Source organism: Streptomyces sp. QH1-20, assembly GCF_041283565.1.
GTDB lineage: Bacteria > Actinomycetota > Actinomycetes > Streptomycetales > Streptomycetaceae > Streptomyces > Streptomyces syringius.
The window spans coordinates 2,461,134-2,483,948 of record NZ_CP166299.1; the positions used below are offsets into that span (position 1 = coordinate 2,461,134).

The 22,815-nt window shown below is 70.0% G+C and carries 6 protein-coding genes; 5 read left to right on the forward strand and 1 reads right to left on the reverse strand.

Annotated features, from left to right (window positions below; genetic code table 11):
• Positions 1-71 precede the first annotated feature (71 nt).
• The 4 genes from AB8O64_RS11075 (at position 72) to AB8O64_RS11090 (ending at position 4,812) form a co-directional block, all read left to right on the forward strand.
• Positions 72-1,199 (forward strand): hypothetical protein, encoded by a 1,128-nt coding sequence (locus AB8O64_RS11075; RefSeq protein WP_370418992.1) that lies wholly within the window; start codon positions 72-74, stop codon positions 1,197-1,199.
• Between the two features lie 214 nt (positions 1,200-1,413).
• Complete coding sequence (locus tag AB8O64_RS11080; protein WP_370418993.1) at positions 1,414-1,914, forward strand: hypothetical protein; 501 nt, start codon at positions 1,414-1,416, stop codon at positions 1,912-1,914.
• Between the two features lie 88 nt (positions 1,915-2,002).
• Positions 2,003-2,341 (forward strand): hypothetical protein, encoded by a 339-nt coding sequence (locus tag AB8O64_RS11085; protein ID WP_370418994.1) that lies wholly within the window; start codon positions 2,003-2,005, stop codon positions 2,339-2,341.
• Positions 2,341-4,812: a phage portal protein gene (locus tag AB8O64_RS11090; RefSeq protein WP_370418995.1), complete on the forward strand. Its 2,472-nt coding sequence runs from the start codon at positions 2,341-2,343 to the stop codon at positions 4,810-4,812. The genes AB8O64_RS11085 and AB8O64_RS11090 overlap by 1 nt, the downstream gene beginning before the upstream one ends.
• 178 nt (positions 4,813-4,990) lie before the next feature.
• Here AB8O64_RS11090 and AB8O64_RS11095 read toward each other — a convergent pair whose 3' ends face one another.
• The gene (locus AB8O64_RS11095) at positions 4,991-5,650 is read right to left on the reverse strand and encodes a hypothetical protein (protein ID WP_370418996.1); all 660 of its coding nucleotides are present in this window, start codon (positions 5,648-5,650) and stop codon (positions 4,991-4,993) included.
• 776 nt (positions 5,651-6,426) lie between these two features.
• Between AB8O64_RS11095 and AB8O64_RS11100 the strand changes: the two genes are divergently transcribed.
• A complete protein-coding gene (locus AB8O64_RS11100; RefSeq protein WP_370418997.1) occupies positions 6,427-22,806 on the forward strand; it encodes a hypothetical protein in 16,380 nt (5,459 codons plus the stop codon).
• Positions 22,807-22,815 lie beyond the last annotated feature (9 nt).

A 22,815-nucleotide genomic window follows, 5' to 3' on the forward strand; every position in this document is an offset into this window, starting at 1 on the left:
CCACCAGATCGACGACCGTCCTGCGCGCCCGATCGCCCCCATCCGCCCTCTCCGCCGCCCGGGAGGAACCCATGGACCACAGCGGGCCCATAGCAAGGCGCTTCCCCCTCATCGCCCGGTTCCGGCCCGCCTGCCTGCCCCTGCCCGCCCGCGTCGCCCACCTGGCCGCGCTTGCCGACACAAGCGAACGGCACAACGACGAGGGCGTGGCCTCCTCCGTCTACAACCAGGCCGCGCTCCTCGCCTCGGACCTGGGCCTCCCCGGGCTCGCCCAAGCCATGTGCCACGAGCACGCCGCCGCCTACCTCCGCGCCTGCCCCCTGCCCGCGATGAACGCCATCCGGGGGCTGGAACCCCTCGTCAACCTCGCCCGGCTGCACATCCGCGCCGGCCACCCCGACGCCGGCCGCGAGCGCCTCCTCGCCCTGTACGAAGCCGTCACCGCAGGCACCGCCGCCACCGTCGACGGCATCGTCGTACCGGCAGACCTCACCAAGACCGCCGAGGACCGGCACGAAGTACGCGCCTGGCTGTGGCGGGTGCTCCTCGCCGACGGCACCCGCACCCTCACCACCGAGGGACGCTGGCCCGAAGCCCTCGCCCACATCGAACAACACCGGGGCGTAGGCACACGCATGCTCGACGGCCGCCAGGTCGCCGTCCTCGCTGCCCTCACCAATGACGACACGGACCGCGCCCTGGACCTTCTGGCGAACACCGTCCCCGGGGAGCCGTGGGAGCAAGCCGTCAGCGCCTGCTTGACCGTTCTCTGCCGTCGCGACGCCAACCTGCCGCACAGGGCAGAACTCGACACCCTGCTCGACACCTACCGTGACCGCGACGCTGCCCCCGGCCTGACGGTCTTCGAGACCCGCTTGGGCCTCTCCGTCCTCGACGCTATGGGCACCACCGACGTTCCCGCTGCACACCGCGTCGCCGACGACCTGTACCGCCAGGCGATGGAGTTGCGAGACGGGTACGCAGCACGCGAAGTCCTGGCACACCAGCCCTGCAGCACCCTCGTAACAGCGAGGCAGGCCCAGGACCTCACCAACCTCATACAGTCGTGCGCACTTGGGGCTGGCACGATGTCTGCCGCGCTGCAGGCTGATCTCTCTACCGCGCTGGACACCAGCAGGCGTGTGCTCGCGCGCAAGCTCCTGGGCCTCACCCGCTACTGCAACAACGCTGATCTTTGACACGTCCCTTCCAGTACAGGGGAGGGCCATGCCCCAGGGCCACCGCTCACCCATGGAGGTCAGCCGAGTGACAGCTCAAGCAGCCTGGTCTTCCAACTCCGTGCTTGATCACCGGTGCGTGAGGGTGTAACAGAACCCAGTTGTTGACGTTCCGGCTGTAGAGAGGGGCGGCAACTTGTGTCGACCCATTCGGTGACACGGCATGGAGGAACGGGTGACAACTGCTACTGCTCCCCTCTCACGGGCAGCGGGCCGGGCGTTCTGGCAGGAACCTCTGTTCCCGTCGCGGCCCGTCACGGCATCACAGGCCGCGGTGCCGCAGGCGGAGATGAAGACAGCGTGCCCCGTGCTCCCGGCCGAGCCCGCCGAACCATCCCAGGATCTCTCGCACACCTGGGTCGTCGCCGCTGAGATCCAGGTTGAGCCGCGCATCGCGAGCATCGCCGACTTCCGAGGCTCCTTCAAGGCGACCTCCGGCCAGCGCGTCGACGCCCTGGAGGTGTACTGCAAGGGTTGCCGCCGCCCGTACGACGAGGTCAAGGGTGAGGACTGCGCAGAGAAAGTGGACAACAGACACCTGATCGGTGGGGACCAGTCGACGAGGAAGAAGCGCAAGATCCCGCCGCCCCCGATGGGCACCAAGATCATCCCCGGTGAGAAGATTCAGCGCCGCGGCATCAGCGCCTACATGGCCGGAGTCAGCCGGCCCCGCTGACTACGCGCGTCCTCTCCCGACCGCCGCTGTTCACCTCCCCAGGATGAGCACGCGACACTAACGCCACGCTGCACTCATCGTGCGCGCCGTGAGTACACCGCCTGAGACACCCTCGCCGCGAAGCCTCGCCCGCGAAGCCGCCGGACTGCTCCTCGTCACCGCTGGCGTCCTTGTCTTGCTCGTTGCTCTGGGCGCTATGCACCCCGTGCTGAGCAGCAGCGTGGCGGCCACGGGCACCTTCGCGGCTTTCCGCTTCTTGACACCGCGGAGGACCAAGGCCTCCCGCGCCGTCGCCTGCACCATCAGCGCCATTGTGGTCGCAGCCGCCATCGGCTGCGCCTTCGTGTACTTCCCCCTCCTGGGCTGGGTCGAAGTCGGCGCGTGCATCAGTGCGGCAGGCGTGTGGCTGGCCAGTGAGGGGGCCTGATGCCGCAGCGCCAGTTCCTGCCCGGCCTCCGCCGCCTCCTCGTCCCGCGCCCGCCGGTTCCGCTGGAAGAGAAGTCAGCCGGGGCCCTCGGCAACTCGTACGTCTCCATGACCTATGCGGGCGCCACGACCGTGTGGGGCACCGAGAACCGCGCCGCAGGCTGGGACCTCGACCGCGTCATCCAGGAGGGATACGAGCGGAGTATCTGGACCTTCAAGTCCGTCGAGGCGATCTCCAAGCACCCCAGCGCGCTCACCGTCGAGATCGGACGCGGTGGCGACCAGCGACAGTTCGCGGAAACGCTCGCCGAGCACCCGCTCCTGCACGTCCTGAACGTCCAGGCGAACCCGCTGGAGCGGGCCACCGTATTCAAGAAGCGGCTCTCCGCGCAGCTCCTTTTGTCGAAGAAGGGCGCGTTCATCGAGATCACCCGCAGTCGCGGAGGCACCGTCACCCGGCTCGACCTGTTGCCGCCCAACCGGGTCGAGCCGATACCTGACCCCCACCACGGCGACTACCTCTCCCACTTCGAGTTCACGACGTACAACGGCCGGGTCCGGGAGCTGGACCCCAGCCGGGTCATCTGGCTGAGAGACCCGCACCCGACCGACCCCTTCTGCGGCGTCACGCCACTGGAGGCCGCGGGTCTGTCCGTCGACCTGGATGTGAAGGCCCGGACGTACAACATCACCTTCATCGACAACGACGCGCGCCCGTCGGGCATCGTCGGCATCGACGTTGACGGCCTGGACCAGCGCGAGATCGATCGAATTCAGCAGCGGCTTGCTCCCGGCGCTCAGCACGCCGGCGAAACCGTCGTCGTCGGCAGCGGACCGGGCGGTCTCAACTACGTGGACACCAGCACCCGTCCGCGTGACATGAACTACGAGGCGCTGGCCAAGACTGCGAAGGACGAGATTCTCTCGGCGTTCGGCGTCCCGGAGAGCATCGTCGGCAATGCGAGCGAGCGCACGTACGCGAACGCTGACCGGGAAGAGTGGAACTTCTGGCAGCACACCGAACTCCCCCACCTCGCCATGCTCGCCTCCGCTTTCGACCTGGACCTCGACGACGGATGGTCGCTCCGCTTCAACACGTCCACCGTCGAAGCGCTCGAGTTCCCCCGCCGTCAACGGAGGGAGGAAGCCAGGCAGGAGTGGAACGCCGGGCTGATCACGGTCGATGAGTACCGTGAGATCGCCGGGCGTCGCCCCTTTAACGTCCCCCACACCCGGGCCCTGTGGATCAGCCCGCAGAAGGCGCCCGTCCCAGCCAACGAGCAGGATGCGGCTGCGCTCGGCGTCGCCCAGGACCCGGCTGCGGGAGGCATGCCCGGCCTACCCGGCGCCGGCGGTCCGCCGCCCGCCATCGCCCCCTCGGGCCCTGCGGGCGGCTCAGCGGCCGACGCGGTCGCCGAGGCCCGCGGCCAGGCCCCGCAGGCAACCGCCGCCGCAGACGTCGCAGCCGCCCGTGGCACCGCCAGCGATCCGGCGGCCGGGGGCACAGCCGCAGCCGCCGTCGACCAGGCCCGCAGCAACGTTCCTCTCGCCTTGCCCGGTGACGCTGCAAACGACGTCGCTGCCGCGCGCACCACCGTCGAGCAACCGATAGCCCACGGGGATGCCGCATCCGACGTCGGCGCCGCGCGCAGCCGCATCGAACGCAAGGAGCTATCTCGGGACGACGGATTCGAAGTCACCGACAGCGACTTCGACACGGCCGCCGCCGCCATTACGGCCGCGCTCACCGCATTGCTCGCCCGGCAAGAGGGCGTCATCACCGCCCGTCTGCACGCGCCCAAGACTCGTAAGCACACCCGGTACTGGGAGCCGGACGGCGACACCGACCTACGCCAGGGTGGCGGACCGATCGACGGGGCGCGCGTTGTCGGCGCGGCACGGTGGGAAGAGGAGACGGTCAGCACTCTGGCCCCGATCCTCCAGCAAACCGCAGTGACCATCGCGGCGGCCCTCGGCAGGAGCATGACGGGTGCGGCCACCGTGCCGCCGAGCGCGGCCTCCGCCGGGCTCGCCACCACGACCATGGCCGGGCGCGCGCTCACCGCACTGCTCTCCGACCTGGCCGACGTCCTCGACAGAGCACAAAGCGAGCCCGGAACCCTTCACACTCTCACCGACGCGGTCGCCGCGTTCTACCGCGCGCGCTCCGTGAAGTTCATCGCCCTGCTCGCCGAGTCCTGCGCCGTCGCGACCGTTAACGGTGCGGCCGACGCCGCCGCCGAGAGCGCGGGCCCAGCCGTGCTGCGCACCTGGGTCACCCGCGGAGACACCCGCGTCCGGCCCGCCCACACAGAGCTGAACGGCACCACCCTGCCCGCCGGTACCCCTTACACCGTCCGAGGCTCCACCCTGCGCTACCCCGGCGACCCGTTTGCGCCCGCCGACCTCACCGTCAACTGCCGCTGCCGCCTCAGCTATCGCACCGGCCCCACCACCGAGGAGACCCCTTGATGTGGCCCGCCAGCCGGTTCGCCTGGTGTCCCGTTGCATTCCGGTTGACAGATGACAAGGCCCTGAACTGCAAGGATTTCAGTTGGTGCGGGAAAGCGGTTTGGCGCCGATATCAAACGGTTAGCTTTCGCGGAAGTTCGGATCGCACGGCCGGCGGAAGTTGAATCCTGAGCAGACCTCAAAGCGTGGGGATACGTGGCACATCCCTCGCGTTCTCCCAGTGCCGGTCGAAGTACGACTTGAAGTACGCTGCGGCCTCGCTATCCTCAATGCGCATGCCCTGGACTCGGTCACCAACGGTGAAGGCGAGGAACACCGCACTCGTGTCCATGATCGCCATGCTCATGAGGTCGGCCTTGATAGGCCAGGTCACCTCGCGAATGCTGTAGCTGTGCAGGTGGCGGGTCTCTTCCCGGTGCCGCGCCGTCCAGCCCGCATACCCTCTGGACGAGCCGAGGCAGAATAGGCGCCGCACCGATCCGCCGTTGTGCGCCCAGTGAAGTACCGCCTGGAAGTAGTCCGAGAAGGCTGCAGTCGATGCGCTGAAGTCATCCGGGGTTTCGAGCCGCATGTACCAGGCGTCCATATGGCTGGGGCGGCGGTTGACGAAATAGTCGATCTCCGCCTTATAGAAGGCTGCCGCGTCCGGATAGTGCTCTATGCGGGCTGAGTTCACCTGATCGAAGTCGCGTCGCAGCAGTTCCACTTCGGCGCGGAGATCGGCCAGTTCTCGGCGCGACGCGGTGAGGGGAGCGAGGGAGCGCAAGATCGCGTACACCGCCGTGAACAGGAATGGCATCTGCCAGGCGGCGGACAGCCCGAAGAGCGCAGCTGCCACTGATCCGCAGACGGCGACAAGACACGCGATGGCCAGCCCCCGCTGATCCCAGCGCTCCAACAGACTCGCCGACTCCGACGTGTTACGCGAACTAGCCATGCGCACCTCACCGACTCTCGGCATACGTCCATGACGAGGCCAACCCCCAAGCGGGTGAGGCCCGCTAATTTCAATCCCCGGCATGTATCGAGCTCAATCGCCGTGTCTGCCCTTTTTGTACCGGGCTAGCCTTGGTGGCGAGCACTCACCGAGAGCATGTGACGAAGGTCAGCGACGCTTTCCGAGGGAGGGCAGGCCGCCACGGACTGTACGGACGCTGCTGCTGGGCTGCGTTGGCGGCTGCCTCGTGGAAGGAGCCGTGCCCTCCCACCCTGCCGTCGGCGTCGGAACTGGCCTGATCTCCCCGCGCACCGCCGGGCGTTTCCTCTTCGGCTTTTCCTGCTGTGGAGGGATGTAGACCCGCTGGGCGGGCTTCGCGCGGTCCTCCTCCAGCGCGGCTTGCTTGGCCGAATGCCACGCTGCACCGTTGAAAGGGGTAGTGATCGCTTCCTCTGGCCCCCAGCCCGCCCCAATGCGTCGACGTAACACGCCGCTTGAAACAACGCGCCTCTCGTCAGCCGCCCACTCCGACGGCTCCTTCTTCTCACCGAACGCTCGAATAGCCACGAGAGCCCCCTCCCGACGCGGTGATGCCCGGACCGTACCCACTTCCAGGCGCGCATAGGCCCGAATTCAGCGCACGACGCTAACTGTCCGCGGTGTGCATGGTCCGCGCCATGCTGAATCGCACTTCCCCGGCCGACCTGAGTCGCACCCTTGAGGCCAAGTCCGTACGTCGGCCGTGGAACGCTGCCCTGCACCCCAGGGACTCGAAGGGCAGGTTTATCGAGACCGGCGGTGTGGCCAGGCTGTGGTCGGGCAAGCTCGCCCGCGTTGTTCGCGCTCTCCCGCGTGACCGCGTGCTCGTCCAGGACCGCGCGGCCGACGGCACCTACACCGGGCGACGCCACAGCACCAGCGCCCGCTGGATCACGATGGTCGCGCGCCCCGACGGCAGCGCCCCCACCTCGAACCAGAAGAAGGTCGAGGCAGAGGATGCCCGCCGCGACCAGGACGAGCGGCGCGGCCTGGGTCTATCCCGCGACGACCATGGCGACCCGGACACCCCCGATGAGCCGCACGGCGCCGACGACGAGGGCAACCCCGTCGGCGACGACGACGGCGACAACCCCGAGGGCGACGATCAGGACGAGCCCGAGGGCGGGCACCACGACGTCGACACCGCCGCGCTGCCCAACCACAAGGCCCGCGCCGGAGCCCGCTTCGAGGACACGGCCGCGGTACGCCGCCACTTCCTCGACCTGGCCCAGCAGCCCGGTGCCAATGCGCCGGCGTTGCGCCGCTTGGCTGGTGACGAGGACCTACAGGTCACCCCGTCTGGCGGCCTAGTCACCACCCGCGACGACGCTACCGGCCGCTGGTACCTCACCTCCACCGGCACCGGCGGCTACCTCGACGTCGGCGACTTCGCAACCCGCGAGGAAGCCGAAGCGGCGGTCGAGTACATCAATGAGCACGTCCGCAATGGGCACATCATGCCGGGCGAGTTCAACGAGCCGATCGACTTCTCCGATCCCAAGATCGCCGATTGGCTCCTGACTTGGCGCTCCACCAAGGGCGAGGACGCGGAGCAGGCCATCCGCCGGGCAGTGCGGGATTTCCATGCCTCCCGCACGGACCCCAGCGCTCCGCAGGCACCAGCTCCCAAGCAGCAGCACCCCCAGGCCCGTGGACGCTTCACCACACTCCAGCAGGTCCGCGCCAACTGGGCCCAACGCGCCGCGGCCCTACGCGCCACCGGCAGCGAGCAGGACCAGCGCACCGCTCAGGACCTCGACGTCCTTGTAAAGGAGCAGCGTCTCAAGCTCGTGGGCGACGGCCAGTTCGTCGCTCACCGGGTCGAAGGCGACTGGTACCTGCACGCAACTGGTACCGGTCAGCAGATGCCGTGGTGGTTCGACCGGCAGAGCGACGCCAAGGGCTTCGCCGAGCACATCGTCGGCACGCTCAAGGACAAGGACGGGGCGCCGCTCGACTTCTCCGACCCCACGTTCGCCGAGTACCGACGGACCTGGCGCTCCGCGAAGGGCCGCGACTACCAGCAGGAGTGGACGGCCGCCCGCGCCCTGTGGGACCAGGAACACCCGCCGAAGCACAGCATCGCCACCGACCGACTCGCCGAGACGCTGCGCCGCCGCCCCTTCGGCGACGACGAGGACCAAGCTCCGAAGGCGAACCCGGTCGCGGAGCCGACGACAAAGCCGGAGGTCGCCGACGAGCCCGAGACCTCGGAGAACGCGCGGGCGGGCTCCAAGGAGAGCGAGCAGGAGCGGAGCACGTCGGCCGAGAAGCCAGAGCCGGCTCCCGAGCCCGCCACGGCGCAGCAGCCGGAGCATGCGCCGGGGCCCGAGACCGACGGTCGGCCGGCAGGCGTGCCCAAGGACGCCGAGCCGGTCGAAGGCGTGACTGGATACTGGGCGACCTCTTGGAACCCCGGCCCGGTCACCGTGTACGGCCCGGACGGGACCCGTATCGCCTCCGTCGTCGGCGGCTACAGCGAACGTCACGCCACGGTCGATGGCGTCTACGTGCCCATCGGCAGCAACGCGAACCTCGCCGACCAGATCATCGCGCGCCACCACCTGGCCACCACCAACCCGGACCAGGCGGACCATGTCCACCTGGCGTGGACCACCCACAAGGGCAAGCGGGTCCTGGCCGTGCGCGGCACCATCAAGGACGACGCTCGCGATGACCGGGCAGTCGGTGCGGCCGGAAAGCTCGCCTGGTCCCCGGTTCAGAAGGCCCGCATCACGGGCACCCAGTGGAAACCGGAGACCCGCGACCGCAAGGCCGCCGACGTCCTCGCCGCGTTCATCCGGCAGGGCCGCAACGTCCGCGTCACCGACGAGGACCGCAACAACACCGGCGCCCCGGAGACAACCCAGCTCGACGAGGACGCCAAGAAGCTCCGGGCGATGCCCGAGGCAGACCTGCGCCAGCACCGCGACAACCTCAAGATCCACACGCAGGTCGCCACGACCCTTGCCCGCAAGCAGCGAGCCCGCGCCGCCCTACAGAAGGTCGAAGCCGAACTCAACCGGCGCCGCATCGCCCAGGACGACGAGAGCAACCACAACGAGCCCGAGACCCCCAAGCCGAGCGCACAGGACCGCGCGGCCGCAATGAGCGACGAAGACCTCTCCGAGGCCATCAGCCGCTCCGAGCGAGACCGTGGCACCTACGGCTCCCGCCGCGGCGACCGGCTCAATGAGGACGAGCAGGCCCTGTACGCCGACCGGCGCCGCCGGACCACCGAACGCGTCAGCCAAGCCGAGAGCCCGCAGGACCTGAGCGACGACGACCTCGCCACCCACATCAAGGATCTGGAGTCCCGGGAGCGTGCCCACAAGCCCTCGGGGACGATCCACGGGGAAGAAGACCTTGCCCCGGAGCGGGACCTGTGGAACCAGGTAACCGAGCGTTTGGCGGACGCCGAGACCGAGCAACAGGCCCGCCGTCTCCGCGCTATCCAGCAGCTTCCGCCGGTCCAGGACCTCGACGACGACGCCTTGGAAAAGGAGTTCCTGCGCCTGCCCATCCGCCTGCGACGCCTGGGCACGGAGCAGAACGAGATCCTGTCGGCCCGCAATGCCGCGGTGCACGAGGAACGGCAGAACCGCAAGGCCGCTGTGTACCGAAACGGCCCCGACCCTGCCGGGCTTACCGACGAAGACCTGAGCAAAGCGTTCAAGGACCTCCACAAGAACCGGAACCTGACCAGCGGCCGGGAGCGGGAGGCCTTGGAGGAGCGCCTGAAGGGCCTCTTCGACGAGCAGAACCGCCGCGGTGCTGAGGGTCGCGAGCAGAAGGTCAACCGGGCGGACACCAGAGAAAACCCGCTCACCAGCTCGTACGGCGTCTCCACCAGGGTCGATGGCAACGACTACGGAAAGATCAGCTACCACGCGCACGACGCCCCGTATGCGGGCGGTCATAAGGCCGGGTGGAACGCACAGCGCCAGAGCCACGGCGGCACCCTGGGCGCTTTTCCGAGCATGACCGAGGCCCTGGCCGCGATCGTCGACAGCTACGACACCGACCCGGCGACCGAGCCGGTGCGCCTGTACGGCTCCGTGCGCCGCGTGTGGGTGCCGAAGATGTTCTTTGAGCTGTACCGGTCCTCCCGCCGGGCTGACTCCTTCCCGACGGCGAGCAAGGAACGCCAGACCCTCTACGGATTGTTCAAGGGGCACGGTTACGGCTGGTCCGACAACGCCAACCCGATTACCGGGAAGGTCGGCAAGGGCGCGAACATCGAGGTGCCCGAGGGCCTGCTCGCAGAGTTCCACCGGGTCGCCGAGGATCTGTCCCGCGAAATGATGTTGCGCTCCAGCGACCGGGAACTGGACTCGTCGGACCGGTCGAAGGCCCGCACCCGGCTGGCCTCCATCAACGCTGCGCTGCACGGGATCGACGGTCAGCGCGCCGCAGTACGCAAGGATGGCGGGGACGACGACCGCAAGGTCATCTCCCGCGAGGAGATCGAGGCGCAGCAGGCAGCCCTGCGCGCGGCTCTCGGAACGAATGAAGGGGCTGATGGTGAGCATCTACAGCCAGACAGCCAGGGACCACTGGACGAAGTACCGTCCGCGGGAGCTGGCGGCGATGGACGACGCGGAGACGTTCTTTCTGAACAAGGGCAGGGAGATCGAGACGGCGATTCTGGCGGCCGAGGAGGCGCTGGAGGAGACCGTGCCGGCCGCGACGGAATACGAAGCTCGGGCGGGTCAGATCAAGCAGATCAGGGCGGACGCGACCGCGATGGTTCTGCGGGACCTGCTGCCGGAGCCGGAGCCGCAGACGGAGGAGCCGCAGACGCTCAGCCCGGAGATGCGGGATCTACTGGCGCTGAAGGACGCGGTGTACGACATGTAGCACCACGCTTCCGCCCGAACCCGGCCGACGCCGCCACCAAGGGCCCGATCCAGCGGGCCGCGGCGAACGTCGAGGCGATCCGGGTGATGAAGCGGCTGGAGCGTGAACAGCGCCCGGCCACCCAGAAGGAGAAGGTCACCCTCGCCCGATGGACCGGGTGGGGCTCGGTTCCGATCATGTTCGCGTCGGAGCCGAACGAGAAGGAACCGCGCTACCAGCAAGGTGGCGCCCGGCACGGCAAGTTCGCGCAGGACCACGCCCGCTGGGCGGAGTACACCGACCTGCGCCGGATGCTGTCGGACGAACTGACGCCGCTGGAGTGGCAGCAGGCCCGCCGCGGCACCCTGTCGATGCACTACACGCCGCAGCCCATCGCCGAGGCGATGTGGGATGGCTTGAAGGCGTTCGGTTTCGAGCACGGTGACGTACTGGAGGCTGGGTCCGGGTCCGGCACGTTCTTCGGTGTTTCACCGGAGGGCGCCCGCCTCACCGGCATCGAGCTGGACCCAACCACGGCGCGTATTGCGAAGGCCATCTACCCGGACGCCAATGTCCTCAACGAGAACTTCGCTGAAACCGACGCCGAGCCTGGCACCTTCGACGCAGCGGTCGGCAACGTCCCGTTCGCCTCGGTGCCGTTCGGCGACAAACGGTACCCCTCGGAGTCCCTGCACAACGGGTTCATCACCAAGGACCTGGCGCTGACCCGGCCGGGCGGCATCACCCTCCTCATCACTTCCCGGCACACCCTCGACTCCAAGGGCGACAAGGCCCGAAAGCAGATCGCCAAGTACGGCGACCTGATCGGCGCCGTACGGCTGCCGTCCGGTGTATTCAACGACGCCGGCACCAGCGTCGTCACCGACGTCCTGGTGCTGCGGCGCCGCGCCGACGGTGACGAGCCAGGCGATACCTCGTGGCTCAACGCTCCCGAACGGAAGGTCGGGAGCACCCACGAGCACGTCAATGCGTACTTCACCCAGCACCCGGAGCACGTCCTTGGCGAGCTGACGACCGAGTCCTCGCCGTACGGGCCGCGCCTGACCGTCAAGGGCAACCCGGCCAAGGCCGCCGACCAGCTCCGTGACGCGCTGAAGGGCATCGCCACCAAGGCGCAGGCCGACGGCCGTGGCTACGAGCCGCACCCCGACGGAGACAACAGGCCGCCTGTCTTCCTGCAGACCGCGCGGGAGAAGCACGCCAACGACTGGACCGGCCGCCTCTACGAGGGTGACGACGGCAAGCTCTACCAGCACGTCAACGGCGGCAACCCCGTCGCGGTCGAGCCGTCCGACGGCCGCGGTGACCAGCTCCGCGCCCTCATGCAGCTCCGCGACGTCGCCGCCGAACTGCGAGCGCTGGACCGCAAGAACGCGGAGGACGAGCGCGCCGAGAAGCTGCGCGCCCAGCTCCGCGACCTGCACACCGCGTACGTCGAGCAGTACGGGCCTCTGTCCAAGCCCGGTCAGTTCCGCAGCATGAAGACCGGCATCCGCGGCGACGGGACACAGGAGCGCACGCCGACCGCGTGGGGCTACTTCCGCTCCGACCCGGACGCCGGTTCGGTCCTCGCCCTGGAGCGGTGGGACGCGGACAAGCAGGAACCCATCCTGAGCCGCGTCTTCGAGGAGCGTGCCGCCGCGCGCCGGCAGCCGCTCGACCGGACCGACGACCCGAAGACAGCTCTGTCCGCGGTCGTCGCGGCGACCGGTCAAGTGGACATCGACGAGATCGCCCGCCTGCTGGACGTGTCCCCGGCGGACGCCATCCGGGCGTTGGGCAGCGAGGTCTTCACCGACCCGCGCACCGGCCGTCTGGATCTGGCCGGTGCCTACCTGTCCGGTCCAGTCCGCGACAAGCTCGCCGACGCCCGACGTGCCGCCGAGAAGGACCCGGCGTTCGCCGTCAACGTCTCCGCGCTCGAAGCGGTCCAGCCGAAGGACCGCACCATCGGCGAGTTCACCCCGGAGATGGGCGCGCACTGGACGCCGCCCGAGCTGCTTCAGGGTTTCCTGCGCGACTACCTAGGCGACAAGACGCTGCGCGTCGCGCACGACGACCGCTACGGCTGGATGCTCTACACCGGCCAGGTCCCCAAGGCCAACAACGTTCTGCACGGTGTCGCGGCCGACGAGGCGAAGGGCACCAAGGGCAAGAACGCGGTCGAGATCGCCCGCTCCATCCTCGGCCACGGCTCGCTCACGATCTACCACGACGACAAGCGCCGGAACGTCGACGAGGAAACGTCACGCCTGGTGCGGCAGAAGGCCGACCAGATGCGGTCGGAGTTCGCGAAGTACGCGACGGCCAACGCCGACCGGCTCACACGGCTGACCGACTCCTACAACAAAATCATGAACGGGCACGTCGTCCGTTCGTACGACGGCATGAGCCCGTCCTTGGACGGCTTCACCCCCGACCGCACCCCGCACCCCTGGCAGCTCTCCGGCGCGGCCCGGATGCAATTCGAGCGGTCGGTGATCCTCGCCCACGAAGTCGGGCTGGGCAAGACGGGCACGCTCGTCATGGGCACCCAGGCCCTCAAGTCATCCGGGCAGATCGAGAAGCCGTACGCCGTCGTCCCCGATGGCATCGCACAGCAGTGGTACGACGAGGCCCGGCTCCTGTACCCCAACGCTGAGCTCCACCTGATCACCAGCGGGGACCTTGCCGACGGGCGGCGCGACAGCACGCTGGAGTGGCTGCGCGCCAACAAGCCGGACCTCGTCATCTTCACCGAGCCCGCGTTCGGCTCGATCAAGATGAGCCCCGAAGCGCAGGAGGAGTACGAGTTCCGGGAGCTGGAGGCTCTGCGGGAGCAGCTCGACCGGCAGTACGAGGACGCGGGAAACCCGGATCACCCGTTCATCGTCGCCAAGATCGAGCAGCGCATTGCGACGGTCCAGAACAAGATCAGCAAGAACGCGGCGCCGATGCGGACGCCCGGCCAGACGTACTGGGACGACCTCGGGTTCGACTACGCCGTCATCGACGAGGCCCACCGTTACAAGGGCGTGGGCTTCCGCTCCCGCGAGGGTGGCGGCGACCCCGCCTCCATCCGCGGCATCGACCTGCACCAGAAGCTCACCGACCTGCACCGCCGCCGTGACGGCCGGGCCACGGTCACCCTGGCCACCGGCACGCCACTGTCGAACAGCATCACTGAGCAGTTCACGATGCTCGCCCTGGCCGCTCCTTGGGTCCTGGACTCCTACAAGGCCGGCGCCCCCGACCTGTGGGCCGCGACCTTCGGCCGCAAGACCCTCCGCGTCGAGAACGCCCCCGACGGCTCCGGGCTGAGAATCGTGGAGCGGTTCGCCGAGTTCCACAACCGCCGCGCCATGAAGACCATGTGGGGCCTGGTCGCCGATACCAAGCGCGCCGACGACGTCGGCATTCCCCGCCCAAAGGTCAAGGGCGGCGGGCCCAACCTGGTCATGGTCGACCCGACCAAGGACCAGACGGCCCGGCTGAAGCAGCTCGTGGCCCGCGGCCGTGCGATCCACAACGGTGACATCGACCGGTCGCAGGACAACATGCTCGCCGTCTCGAACGAGGGCACGTCCGTCGCGCTCGACCCGCGGCTCGTCGATGCGAATGCCCCGGCGGGCAACAAGCTCGCGGCCGTCGCTGCCAAGGCCATCGAGCGGTACCACCGGCACAAGGGCCGCATCTACAAGACGTACTACGGCAGCACCGAGGACCACCCCACCCCCGGCGCCCTCCAGATGTACTTCCTGAACGAGGGCGTCCCGGGCGGCAACAACCGCGGTTCCTTCGACGCGTACGCCGAACTCAAGCGGCTCATGGTCGCGGGCGGCGTCCCCGACGAGAAGATCGCGTTCGTCCAGGACCACAAGAAGACGGGCAAGCCCGAGGAACTGGCCGAGCTGTTCCGCCGCTCCCGCGACGGCGAGATCGCCGTCCTCATCGGCTCCAGCAGCGTCGCTGGCGTCGGCATGAACGCCCAGAACCGCATGGTCAGCCTGACGCACGTCGACCTGGACTGGGGCGCCGCGCAGATGGAACAGCGCAATGGCCGCGTCCTGCGCTACGGCAACCAGAACGACGAAGTCGAGATTGACGTCTTCGCGACCAAGGGCAGCCTCGACGGCTGGAAGGCCGGTTTCGTCGCCTCCAAGGCAGAGGGCCTGATCGACATCCAGCGCCCGGAGATGGCCGACAGCGACACTCGCGACACCGTCACCGAGCTGGATGTCGACTACCCCGACTACGAGACGATGGAAGCCGAGATCGGCGGCAACCCCTACATGAGCCAGCTCATGAAGGCCCGCCGTGCGCTTCGTGACCTGGAGATCGACCAGCACAACGAGGCTGCCGAACGCGTCCGCCGCCAGGAGACCCTGGCCGACCTCAAGCAGGAACTTTCCGATACCCGTGACGGCATCGCCCGCCGCGAGGAGGCCCTGCCCGGCATCCGCGACGTCCGTGACAGCTTCGCCATGAACCTCGGCGGTCTGTCATACACGGAGCGCGCGGACGCTGCGGCAGCCCTGCACCGGCAGGTCACCACCCAGCTTCTTGAGCACGACCGCGACGGCGTAGGCCCCTGGAAGGTCCTGGGCCAGTTCGGCGGCCTCGACGTCGCCGTACGTACCGAACGGCGCGCAGGCGGCCAGCTCGTCGCACACGTCGGCTTCCCTGACCTGGCGCGCTCGGCCTTCGAGCGCGGGCCGGATGACCTGAAGAAGCGTGGCGCCGGGGCGGGCATGATCACCCGGCTCACCAACGCACTGGAGAAGGCACCCGCCCTCCAGAAAGCCGACCGCGCCCGTCTGCCCGAACTCGACGAGCAGATAGCCCTCTTGCAGTCGGCGCAGGCCGCCGCAGACTTCACCCCTCAGATCGAGCACGCGCGAACGCGCGCGAACCTGCTGGACGACATCGTCGGACGGATCGCCGACCTCGACAAACTGCCCGAGATCGACGAGGACGAACTCGATAAGAAGCTCACCAACGCCCAGCACCGCAAGATCGTCGAGGAGCGGCGCGAGGCACGCACTCCGCTCCAGGCCGCTGTCGACGCCGCAGTCCTCACACTCGAAGACTTCGACCGCAAGTTCCCCGAGCCCGAGCGCGCCAGCAAGCCGGAGATACCGGAGGAGCGGCAGCCGGAGCAGGGACAGGTGCAACTCTCCGCCGAGGAGGTCTCCCAGACCCTCCACGACCTCCGCCCCGACCGCTCCGGCAGCGACGGCACCAGCGAGGAGACCACCGACGCACCGAACGACGCAGCAGATGGCGGCGAGGATGGCCGCGACCTGCCGGCGACGCCCGCCGCGCCCGACGACGAGAACCCGGAGGGCGACGACACCGAGCAGCCGGCACCGATCCCAAGCGACGACGCGACCCAGCCGGGCGTCCCTGCCAGCGACGCCCAACGTGCCCCGGACGGCCCCTCAGTCTCCGACGACACGGTCACCCTCGACCGTGACGAGATCGCCCAGCAACTCGACGCTATCCGTCCCGAGGGCACCAAGGCGCCCTCTGCCATGACCGCGCAGGAGATCGCCGACGAGATCGTGGCTCTGGTGGAGCGGGAGATGGCCGACGGCGTGTTGGCCGGCGCCGACCGCACCCGTATGGCCGTGCTGGAAGCGGAGAACGACCGCCGCGCCGGGCGGATGCCGAAGCGGGAGCCGAAGAAGCCAGCGCCCGCCGAGCCGGAAGGCGGCCTCTTCGACGTCGACGAGCCGGAGGCGCAGGGCCCCGTCACCGCCGATCCGAACAACCCGCTCGACCAGCCTGACGATCTGTTCGGCACCCCGGACATGTTCGCCGACCACGAGGGACGCGACACCAGCCGCCTCCGCCCGGCGCAGATGCGCCACCCCGAGGAACTGGCGGAAGGAGACCGGTACACCGACGCGGATGGTCGTACGCACACGGTCGCTGAACCGCCGCGGCGTACCGGCCGAGGCCGCGTCCGGATCGTCACCAGCGACGGTGAGGAGCGGGTCTACAACCGCGACGCCGAACTCCGGCTACGGCACCCAGACGAGGAGATCGACAACGACCGCGACGAACAGTCGACGCCTGACCTCCGCAGCGATGACACCCCCGCGACCCCGGACGACGACACCAACCGCGACGAAACCCCGGAGCCCAACCAGCAGGACGACAATCAGCCGGAGGACGACGGCGAGCAGCCCCAGGACGAGGAGCAGCGCAACAACGAACAGCGTCGCAGCAACCGCGACACGGGCGGCGCGGTGCCGGGTGGAGCCCCCGCAGGCCCCGGTGGCCCCCAGACACCGGGCGCCGACAATGACCGGGACGCCAACGACGCGGACGCCAACGAGCCCAACACTCAGGGCGACGAAGACGACCGTGAGCGCCGTCGCCGCCGCCGTGGGGACCGCAGCACGGGCGGAGCAGGCCCCGGCGGTCCGGGGGGTCCCGGCCTGCCCCGGCTCAACCTGCCGCACCTCCCGCACGTCACGGCGGCCGGCAGCGGCGGAACGGAGGGTAACGGCACCGACCGCGACAGCGGGGCGCCCGACCATACGCCGCCGCGCACCCTGGCCGAACTCCGCGACGCGTGGCGCCGCGGCGACCAGCTGACCACCGACGAGAACACCCCCGAGCGGCGGGCACTCCTCGCGCAGCTCGCCAACAACTCGACGCTCACCCTGTCTTCCAGCGGCGGGCTGGTCACCTGGACCGACGACATCGCCCGCGACGGGATGCGGCGTTGGCAGTTCGCGCAGGCCCGCAATGGCGGCCGCTTCGGCAAGATCACGCTCACGGCACGCACCGCCGACGACGCCCGTGACCTCGCCGACCTGTTCGAGATCACCACCGACGCGAACGGGCAGCCGATCGACTGGCACCAGCCGCTCACTCCGGGCGTCATCGGCCAGTGGCGCGACCGTCAGGGCCGCACGCTGCCCGATGCTCTGCGCGCGGCGCGTGACCTGTTCCAGGACGGCGAGGAACAGGACCGCGACACCCCGCAGTCCAAGCCCGTCGCCACTCTCCCGAAGAGCCTGGCCGACCTGAGCGACGACGACCTGGCCGCAGCGTGGGGGCAGGGCCTTTCCGAGGCAGACCAGATGCGCGTCGCCGAGGAGATGGACCGGCGCGACAACGCCGACCAGCGAGTGCGGGACGCCATCTCGACCACGCCGGCAGCCGACGCCGAAGAAGTTCGACGCCGCGGCGAGGCCATGGACGCCGCGCTGGGCTTCGGGAATGCCGATGTCACCCGGCGCCCGCAGACCCGTGAGGAGCGCCTGCAGCGTGAGTTCCAAGATGTCGACGAGGCCCGCTACTCCGCTGCGATCGACGCCACCAACGGCTACCTGTTCAGCAGGGAGGGTCGCAGCCTCCCGCCGGTCAGCGAGCGTGACCTGTTCTCCAGCGGCTCCCTGTCCCGGTTCGGCCGGTGGCGGGACTACGCGAGCGAAGAGCTGATCGAGTGGTTCGACAACAACGGAGGCCGCCTGACCTACAACCAGTACAAGCAGCGCCGCCGCGCGGACGAGAGGATCGAGCGAGAGCAGTACGAGAAGGAGCAGCGGCGTGCCGCGGCCGCCACTAACACGGTCACTCCCGAGGGGGACAGCGCCGCAGGACGTGGCACCGACGACATCGACCTGCCGCCATTCACCCTGACCCCGGAGCCCGAGGAGGACGCGAACCGCCGCTTCGGCGGCACCGACCAGGTGCGCGCCCTCGCCGAGCGCGCCGAACTCCGCCCGGCCGCCGCCGACCGCAGAACGTTCGACGTCTGGATGGACGGCCGCCGCATCGGCACCGTGCGCAACGCGAACCGGAACTCGCCCGACCGCGAGCAGATGTGGGATGCGACGCCGCTGCTGACGATCAACCACGACCACAACAGCCGCTCCGCCAACCGGGACCTAGCCGTGGCCAATCTGGTGGTGCGGGCTGAGCGGAACCCCGCGGACGCCACGAACCCCAACGAGGACACTTGGAACACGGTCAAGGCGCATCTCGCGGGCCACACCCCGGAGCTGCCGGACCTCCCCGGCAGCCTGAGCAGCGACCCGGCGGTCAAGGAGCGCTACGACCGGCTCGTGCGGCTCGTCGAGTCGTTCCGTTCGCAGCAGTCGCCTAGCGGGAACGTGGCGAAGGACCTGGTGCAGGCCCACGACGAGTTCCAGTGGCTGCGTGACACTCTGGCCGCCGCTCAGGGCGATCGGCAGGACCGTGACACCCTCAAGGACCTCGAGCGGCGGTCCTTCTGGGCGGAGCGCCTGCGCGATGGATTCGCCCAGGACGATGAGTACCGGACCCCGGACGGGCCCGGCAACGGGCCGGACGGAGCAACCCCGGCGGTGACCGCCGCAGCCCCCGGCGTCGCGGAGGAACCGTCCGTCGGCGAGGCGGCCACGCCCGCCCCGGGCGACGAGGACACGCCCGACCCCGGCGACGCGGCCGTCCCGCGTACGGGCGCGGTAGACCAGTCGCGCCCGGCGGACCGTACTCCGGACGCCCCCGAGGCCCCGCGCAGCGAGAGCGCCCCGGACGCCGGGGCCGCCCCCGAGACAGGTCGCGATGACGACTCGGATACCGCGCGCACCGGCGCCGACGCAGCTCCCGCCCCGGATGCCGGACCGGCCCGCGAGCACCGCCCCGCGCCGGGGCCAGCCCAGGCGCCTGATAGCGCCGACGAGGACACAAACGAGCCTGACCCCGGCCCGGACCCCGAGCCCATCGGCGGGCAGCCCGCGCACTGGGCCAGCATCGATCAGCTCCATCCCGGCGACATGGCGCGCATCGACGGCACGACCCGCCGTGGCCGCGCCGTGACCCGCGCCGGGTACGTCCTCGATCCCCCGGAGCGCGTCACCGTGACCCGCCGGGGTCGTACCGAGGACATGTGGCGTACGACGATCGGTGAGACCCCTGACGGTCGAACCGACAATCGGGGCGCCGTCTACACACCGCTCAACGCCAGCGCCGCCCGCGCCGAGGCCCCCGAGGGCAACGTCCCCGGCGCCCCAGAGAGCGGCGCCCAGGGCAACGTCATCAGCGGTGACCTGCCCGACACCATCGCCACCGACATCCGCGGCCACGGCCTGTTCCCCGGCAGCCACGTCACCGGCAGCGGCGACCGCGACGGCACGGTCATTGGCGTCACCGACACCAGCGTCTCCGTGCGGTGGGCCGATGGCGACACCGACAACGGCGTCGCGCCGACTTCCCTCACGGTCGACGACACCGAGGACCGGCGCCCTGCCGGCTGGACCTCCACCGGCCAGCGGCTCCGCCCCGGCCACGTCGTCTCCGACGAGAACGGCGCACTCCTCGGCCCGGTCGACGAGGCCAACGGCGACCGCATCACGGTCACCACCGGCGAGGGAACCATCACCCGCGACGCCGCGGACCTCCGAGTCGTCGGTGAAGTCCGCGATGACACCCCCGAGCCCGCCCCCGTCACCGGTATCAGCGAGACGACCGCCGACGAGATCAACAAGGGCGACGTCATCGTGCTCGACCTCGACGGCGCTCCGACCACCGTGGAGATCCAGGGCACCAACCGCGGCGGCGACCGCGTCACCCTCGACTACGTCGACACCACGACAGGCGAACTCGGCACTATCGACATGGACGCCACGACCGTTGTCCACAAGGCCGAAGGCCCGCAGGGCACCGCACCGGAACTCGGCCCCGATGACGCGCCGACCGCCGACGACGAACTCACGGTGCACGAGCCGTTGCCCGCGCTCGCCCCAGTCACCGGCCCCACGGTCGATCCGGACCTCACCCCGGCCGACCGCGACGCCATTGCCGACAACGGCAGCAGCCCCGAGGACGCCCCCGGCGCCCAGCAGGCCGCCACCCGGCTCGGCGCCGACCTCCCCGTCACGCCGGAACAGGCCACCGCCCTCGCGGTCCAGCTCCGGGCGAATGCGGACCCGGCGACCACAGAGGGCCGGGCCGCACTGCGCGCCGCCGACCACCTCGACCGTGCTGCCGGCCGAGCCGCGCCGGAAGGACTCGACCGCCCTCGCCCGTCCAACGCCGCGCAGATCGGCGAAGGCGACATCGTCGCCATGCCCGACGAGCGCCGCGGCGATGAGCTCCACGTCTACCGCGTCATCGACGTGGAGGAAGGCCCCGGAGGGGTGCGCAGCCTGCTCCTGGAAGACGAGAACCGGCAGTGGAAGCGCCGCATCGTTCACGCCGCCATGCCCGTGTGGCAGCTCCCCGAGCCCGCCCCGGACACCACCGGCAGTGACACCCCGGACGCAGCACCCGCTCCGGCCCCGCGCGACCCCAACCCTCCGATCGCCTCGATACGCCGCCAGATCGTCGCCGACCACAGCCGTACGGTGGCCATGCGCATCATCGACGAGGCCGTTGCCGGGACCGAGCCGCCCGGAGGCATCCATGCCCTGCGCGAGCAGGTCGCGCAGCGCCTGACCCCCGATACCCTGCAAGACGCCCGCAACACCGCCCGCCAGGACGCGAACGCCGCCCTGGACGCCGCGGGCATCACCGGCCGCGACCGCGCCGCCGCACAGCAGGCCCTCCGCCGGGCCCGCGCGAAGGCGCACGAGCGGACCGTCCGAGCCGCGCTGCGCACGATCAACGACCTCGAACCACTGCCCGGCGAGTCCAACGACGGCCTGGCACAGCGTGCGTCTGACCTGCTACGGCTGATCCCGGACCGGGTCACTGCTCCTTCGCCGTCGCACCGCCGTGACGTCCCGGACGAGGGCAGTTCCGCGGATGCCGCCACTCACGTCGACGACGCGGTGACCGCACTGCTGCGGCAGCTCGAAGAAGCCGGGGTTGACCCGGCCGACACTGAGGCGCTGACCCAGCTCCTGGCGGCACAGCTTGACGGAACTCGGCACGCCACCGCCCGGCATATCGCCCGCCGCGCCACAGCCACGTCTCCGGGCACCGCCCCGCTGCCCGGCTTCCTCGCGAGCGTGATCGAGCTGCTGTCGCGTATGGCTCGTCGTCTCATTGAGCTGGTGAAGGCCGCCGCTCGGAAGATCGCCGAGCTGTGGCGCAGCAACCGCGACCGGATCTCCCGCCTGAAGGCGTTCCTGCGCCGTCTGGTGGCTCGGGTGCGCAACTGGCCGGAGTCCCGCCGTCTGGCGCGGCTGCACGCTGCCCTTGACCTCCCCGACATTGAGGGGGAGTCGCTGGCCACACGGGTGTCCCAGTGGGCGGGCCTGCTGCCCGAACGCGGCCAGTTCGGGCAGGCGCGCCGCCGCGTCTCCTGGTGGCGGCCGACGACGTGGGCGCACCTCGCGGCTGGCAGGCTGCCCGGCCGCGCCGAGGGAACCCGGTGGGTTCCGGATCGCGCCTCCGACGGTGGACCCGGCCTCACCGCACTGCGGCACATTGCCGCGCTGCGAGCCGCCGGCACGGACGTCGACCATAACGTGACCCGCCGCCTGGCCGACGCGCTCGGCGATGACTTCGGCGGCGACCCGCACGGCACCCTGCGGCACGCGGACGAGTACGTAGCCGACACGGAGCGGCGCCTGCTCAACCTCCAAGCTGCGCGCAGCAGCACCGTCCTGGACTTGGACGTCGACGTGGAGATAGCGGCCGCCCGTATGGAGGCCGCGGCTGCCCGCCGCGCATGGGCGGATCTCCGGACCCGGTACGCTGCGGCGGTGCCCGACGCTGTTGCGGCAGCCCTGGCCGACGTCCGCGACCTCGGCCCCCGGGGCAATGCGGGCCTCGTGTTCGGTCCGGACACCACCCCGGACGCCGAACGGGCCGTACGCGACGTGCAACGCCTCATCCCCAGGGACTGGCTGGCCACCCCGGAAGGGCGTCGGCTCACCGCCGTCGAGGGTGACGCTGGCCGGTACGAGCCCGACGCACGCCGCGCCACTGTCGCCGACCTGGGTGACGCGGGGGTGGGCACGGCCGCACACGCCCTGGCGCAGCACCTCTCCGCCCACCTGCCGGACCTGGACGCTGCGCAGCGCACCTTCTGGTTCACGCGCACGCACACCGGCCGCCCCGGCGCCCGCACGCAGGACCGCACCGCCCTGGGCAGGCTTCTGGCCCAGCAGCAGACGCAGACGGACACAGGTGACAGCCTCGCCCGGTCGTTGCAGGCCATGTTCACCGGCGACTGGTACGAGGACGACGACTTGAGGTCGTTCCTCCTCGGCTTGCTCGCCACACGATGAAGGAGAAGA

What these genes read in the sequence shown, in the direction of transcription:
- AB8O64_RS11075 (WP_370418992.1), top strand. Translation starts at nt 72, where the DNA reads ATGGACCACAGCGGGCCCATAGCAAGGCGCTTCCCCCTCATCGCCCGG.
- AB8O64_RS11090 (WP_370418995.1), top strand. Translation starts at nt 2,341, where the DNA reads ATGCCGCAGCGCCAGTTCCTGCCCGGCCTCCGCCGCCTCCTCGTCCCG.
- AB8O64_RS11100 (WP_370418997.1), top strand. Translation starts at nt 6,427, where the DNA reads ATGCTGAATCGCACTTCCCCGGCCGACCTGAGTCGCACCCTTGAGGCC.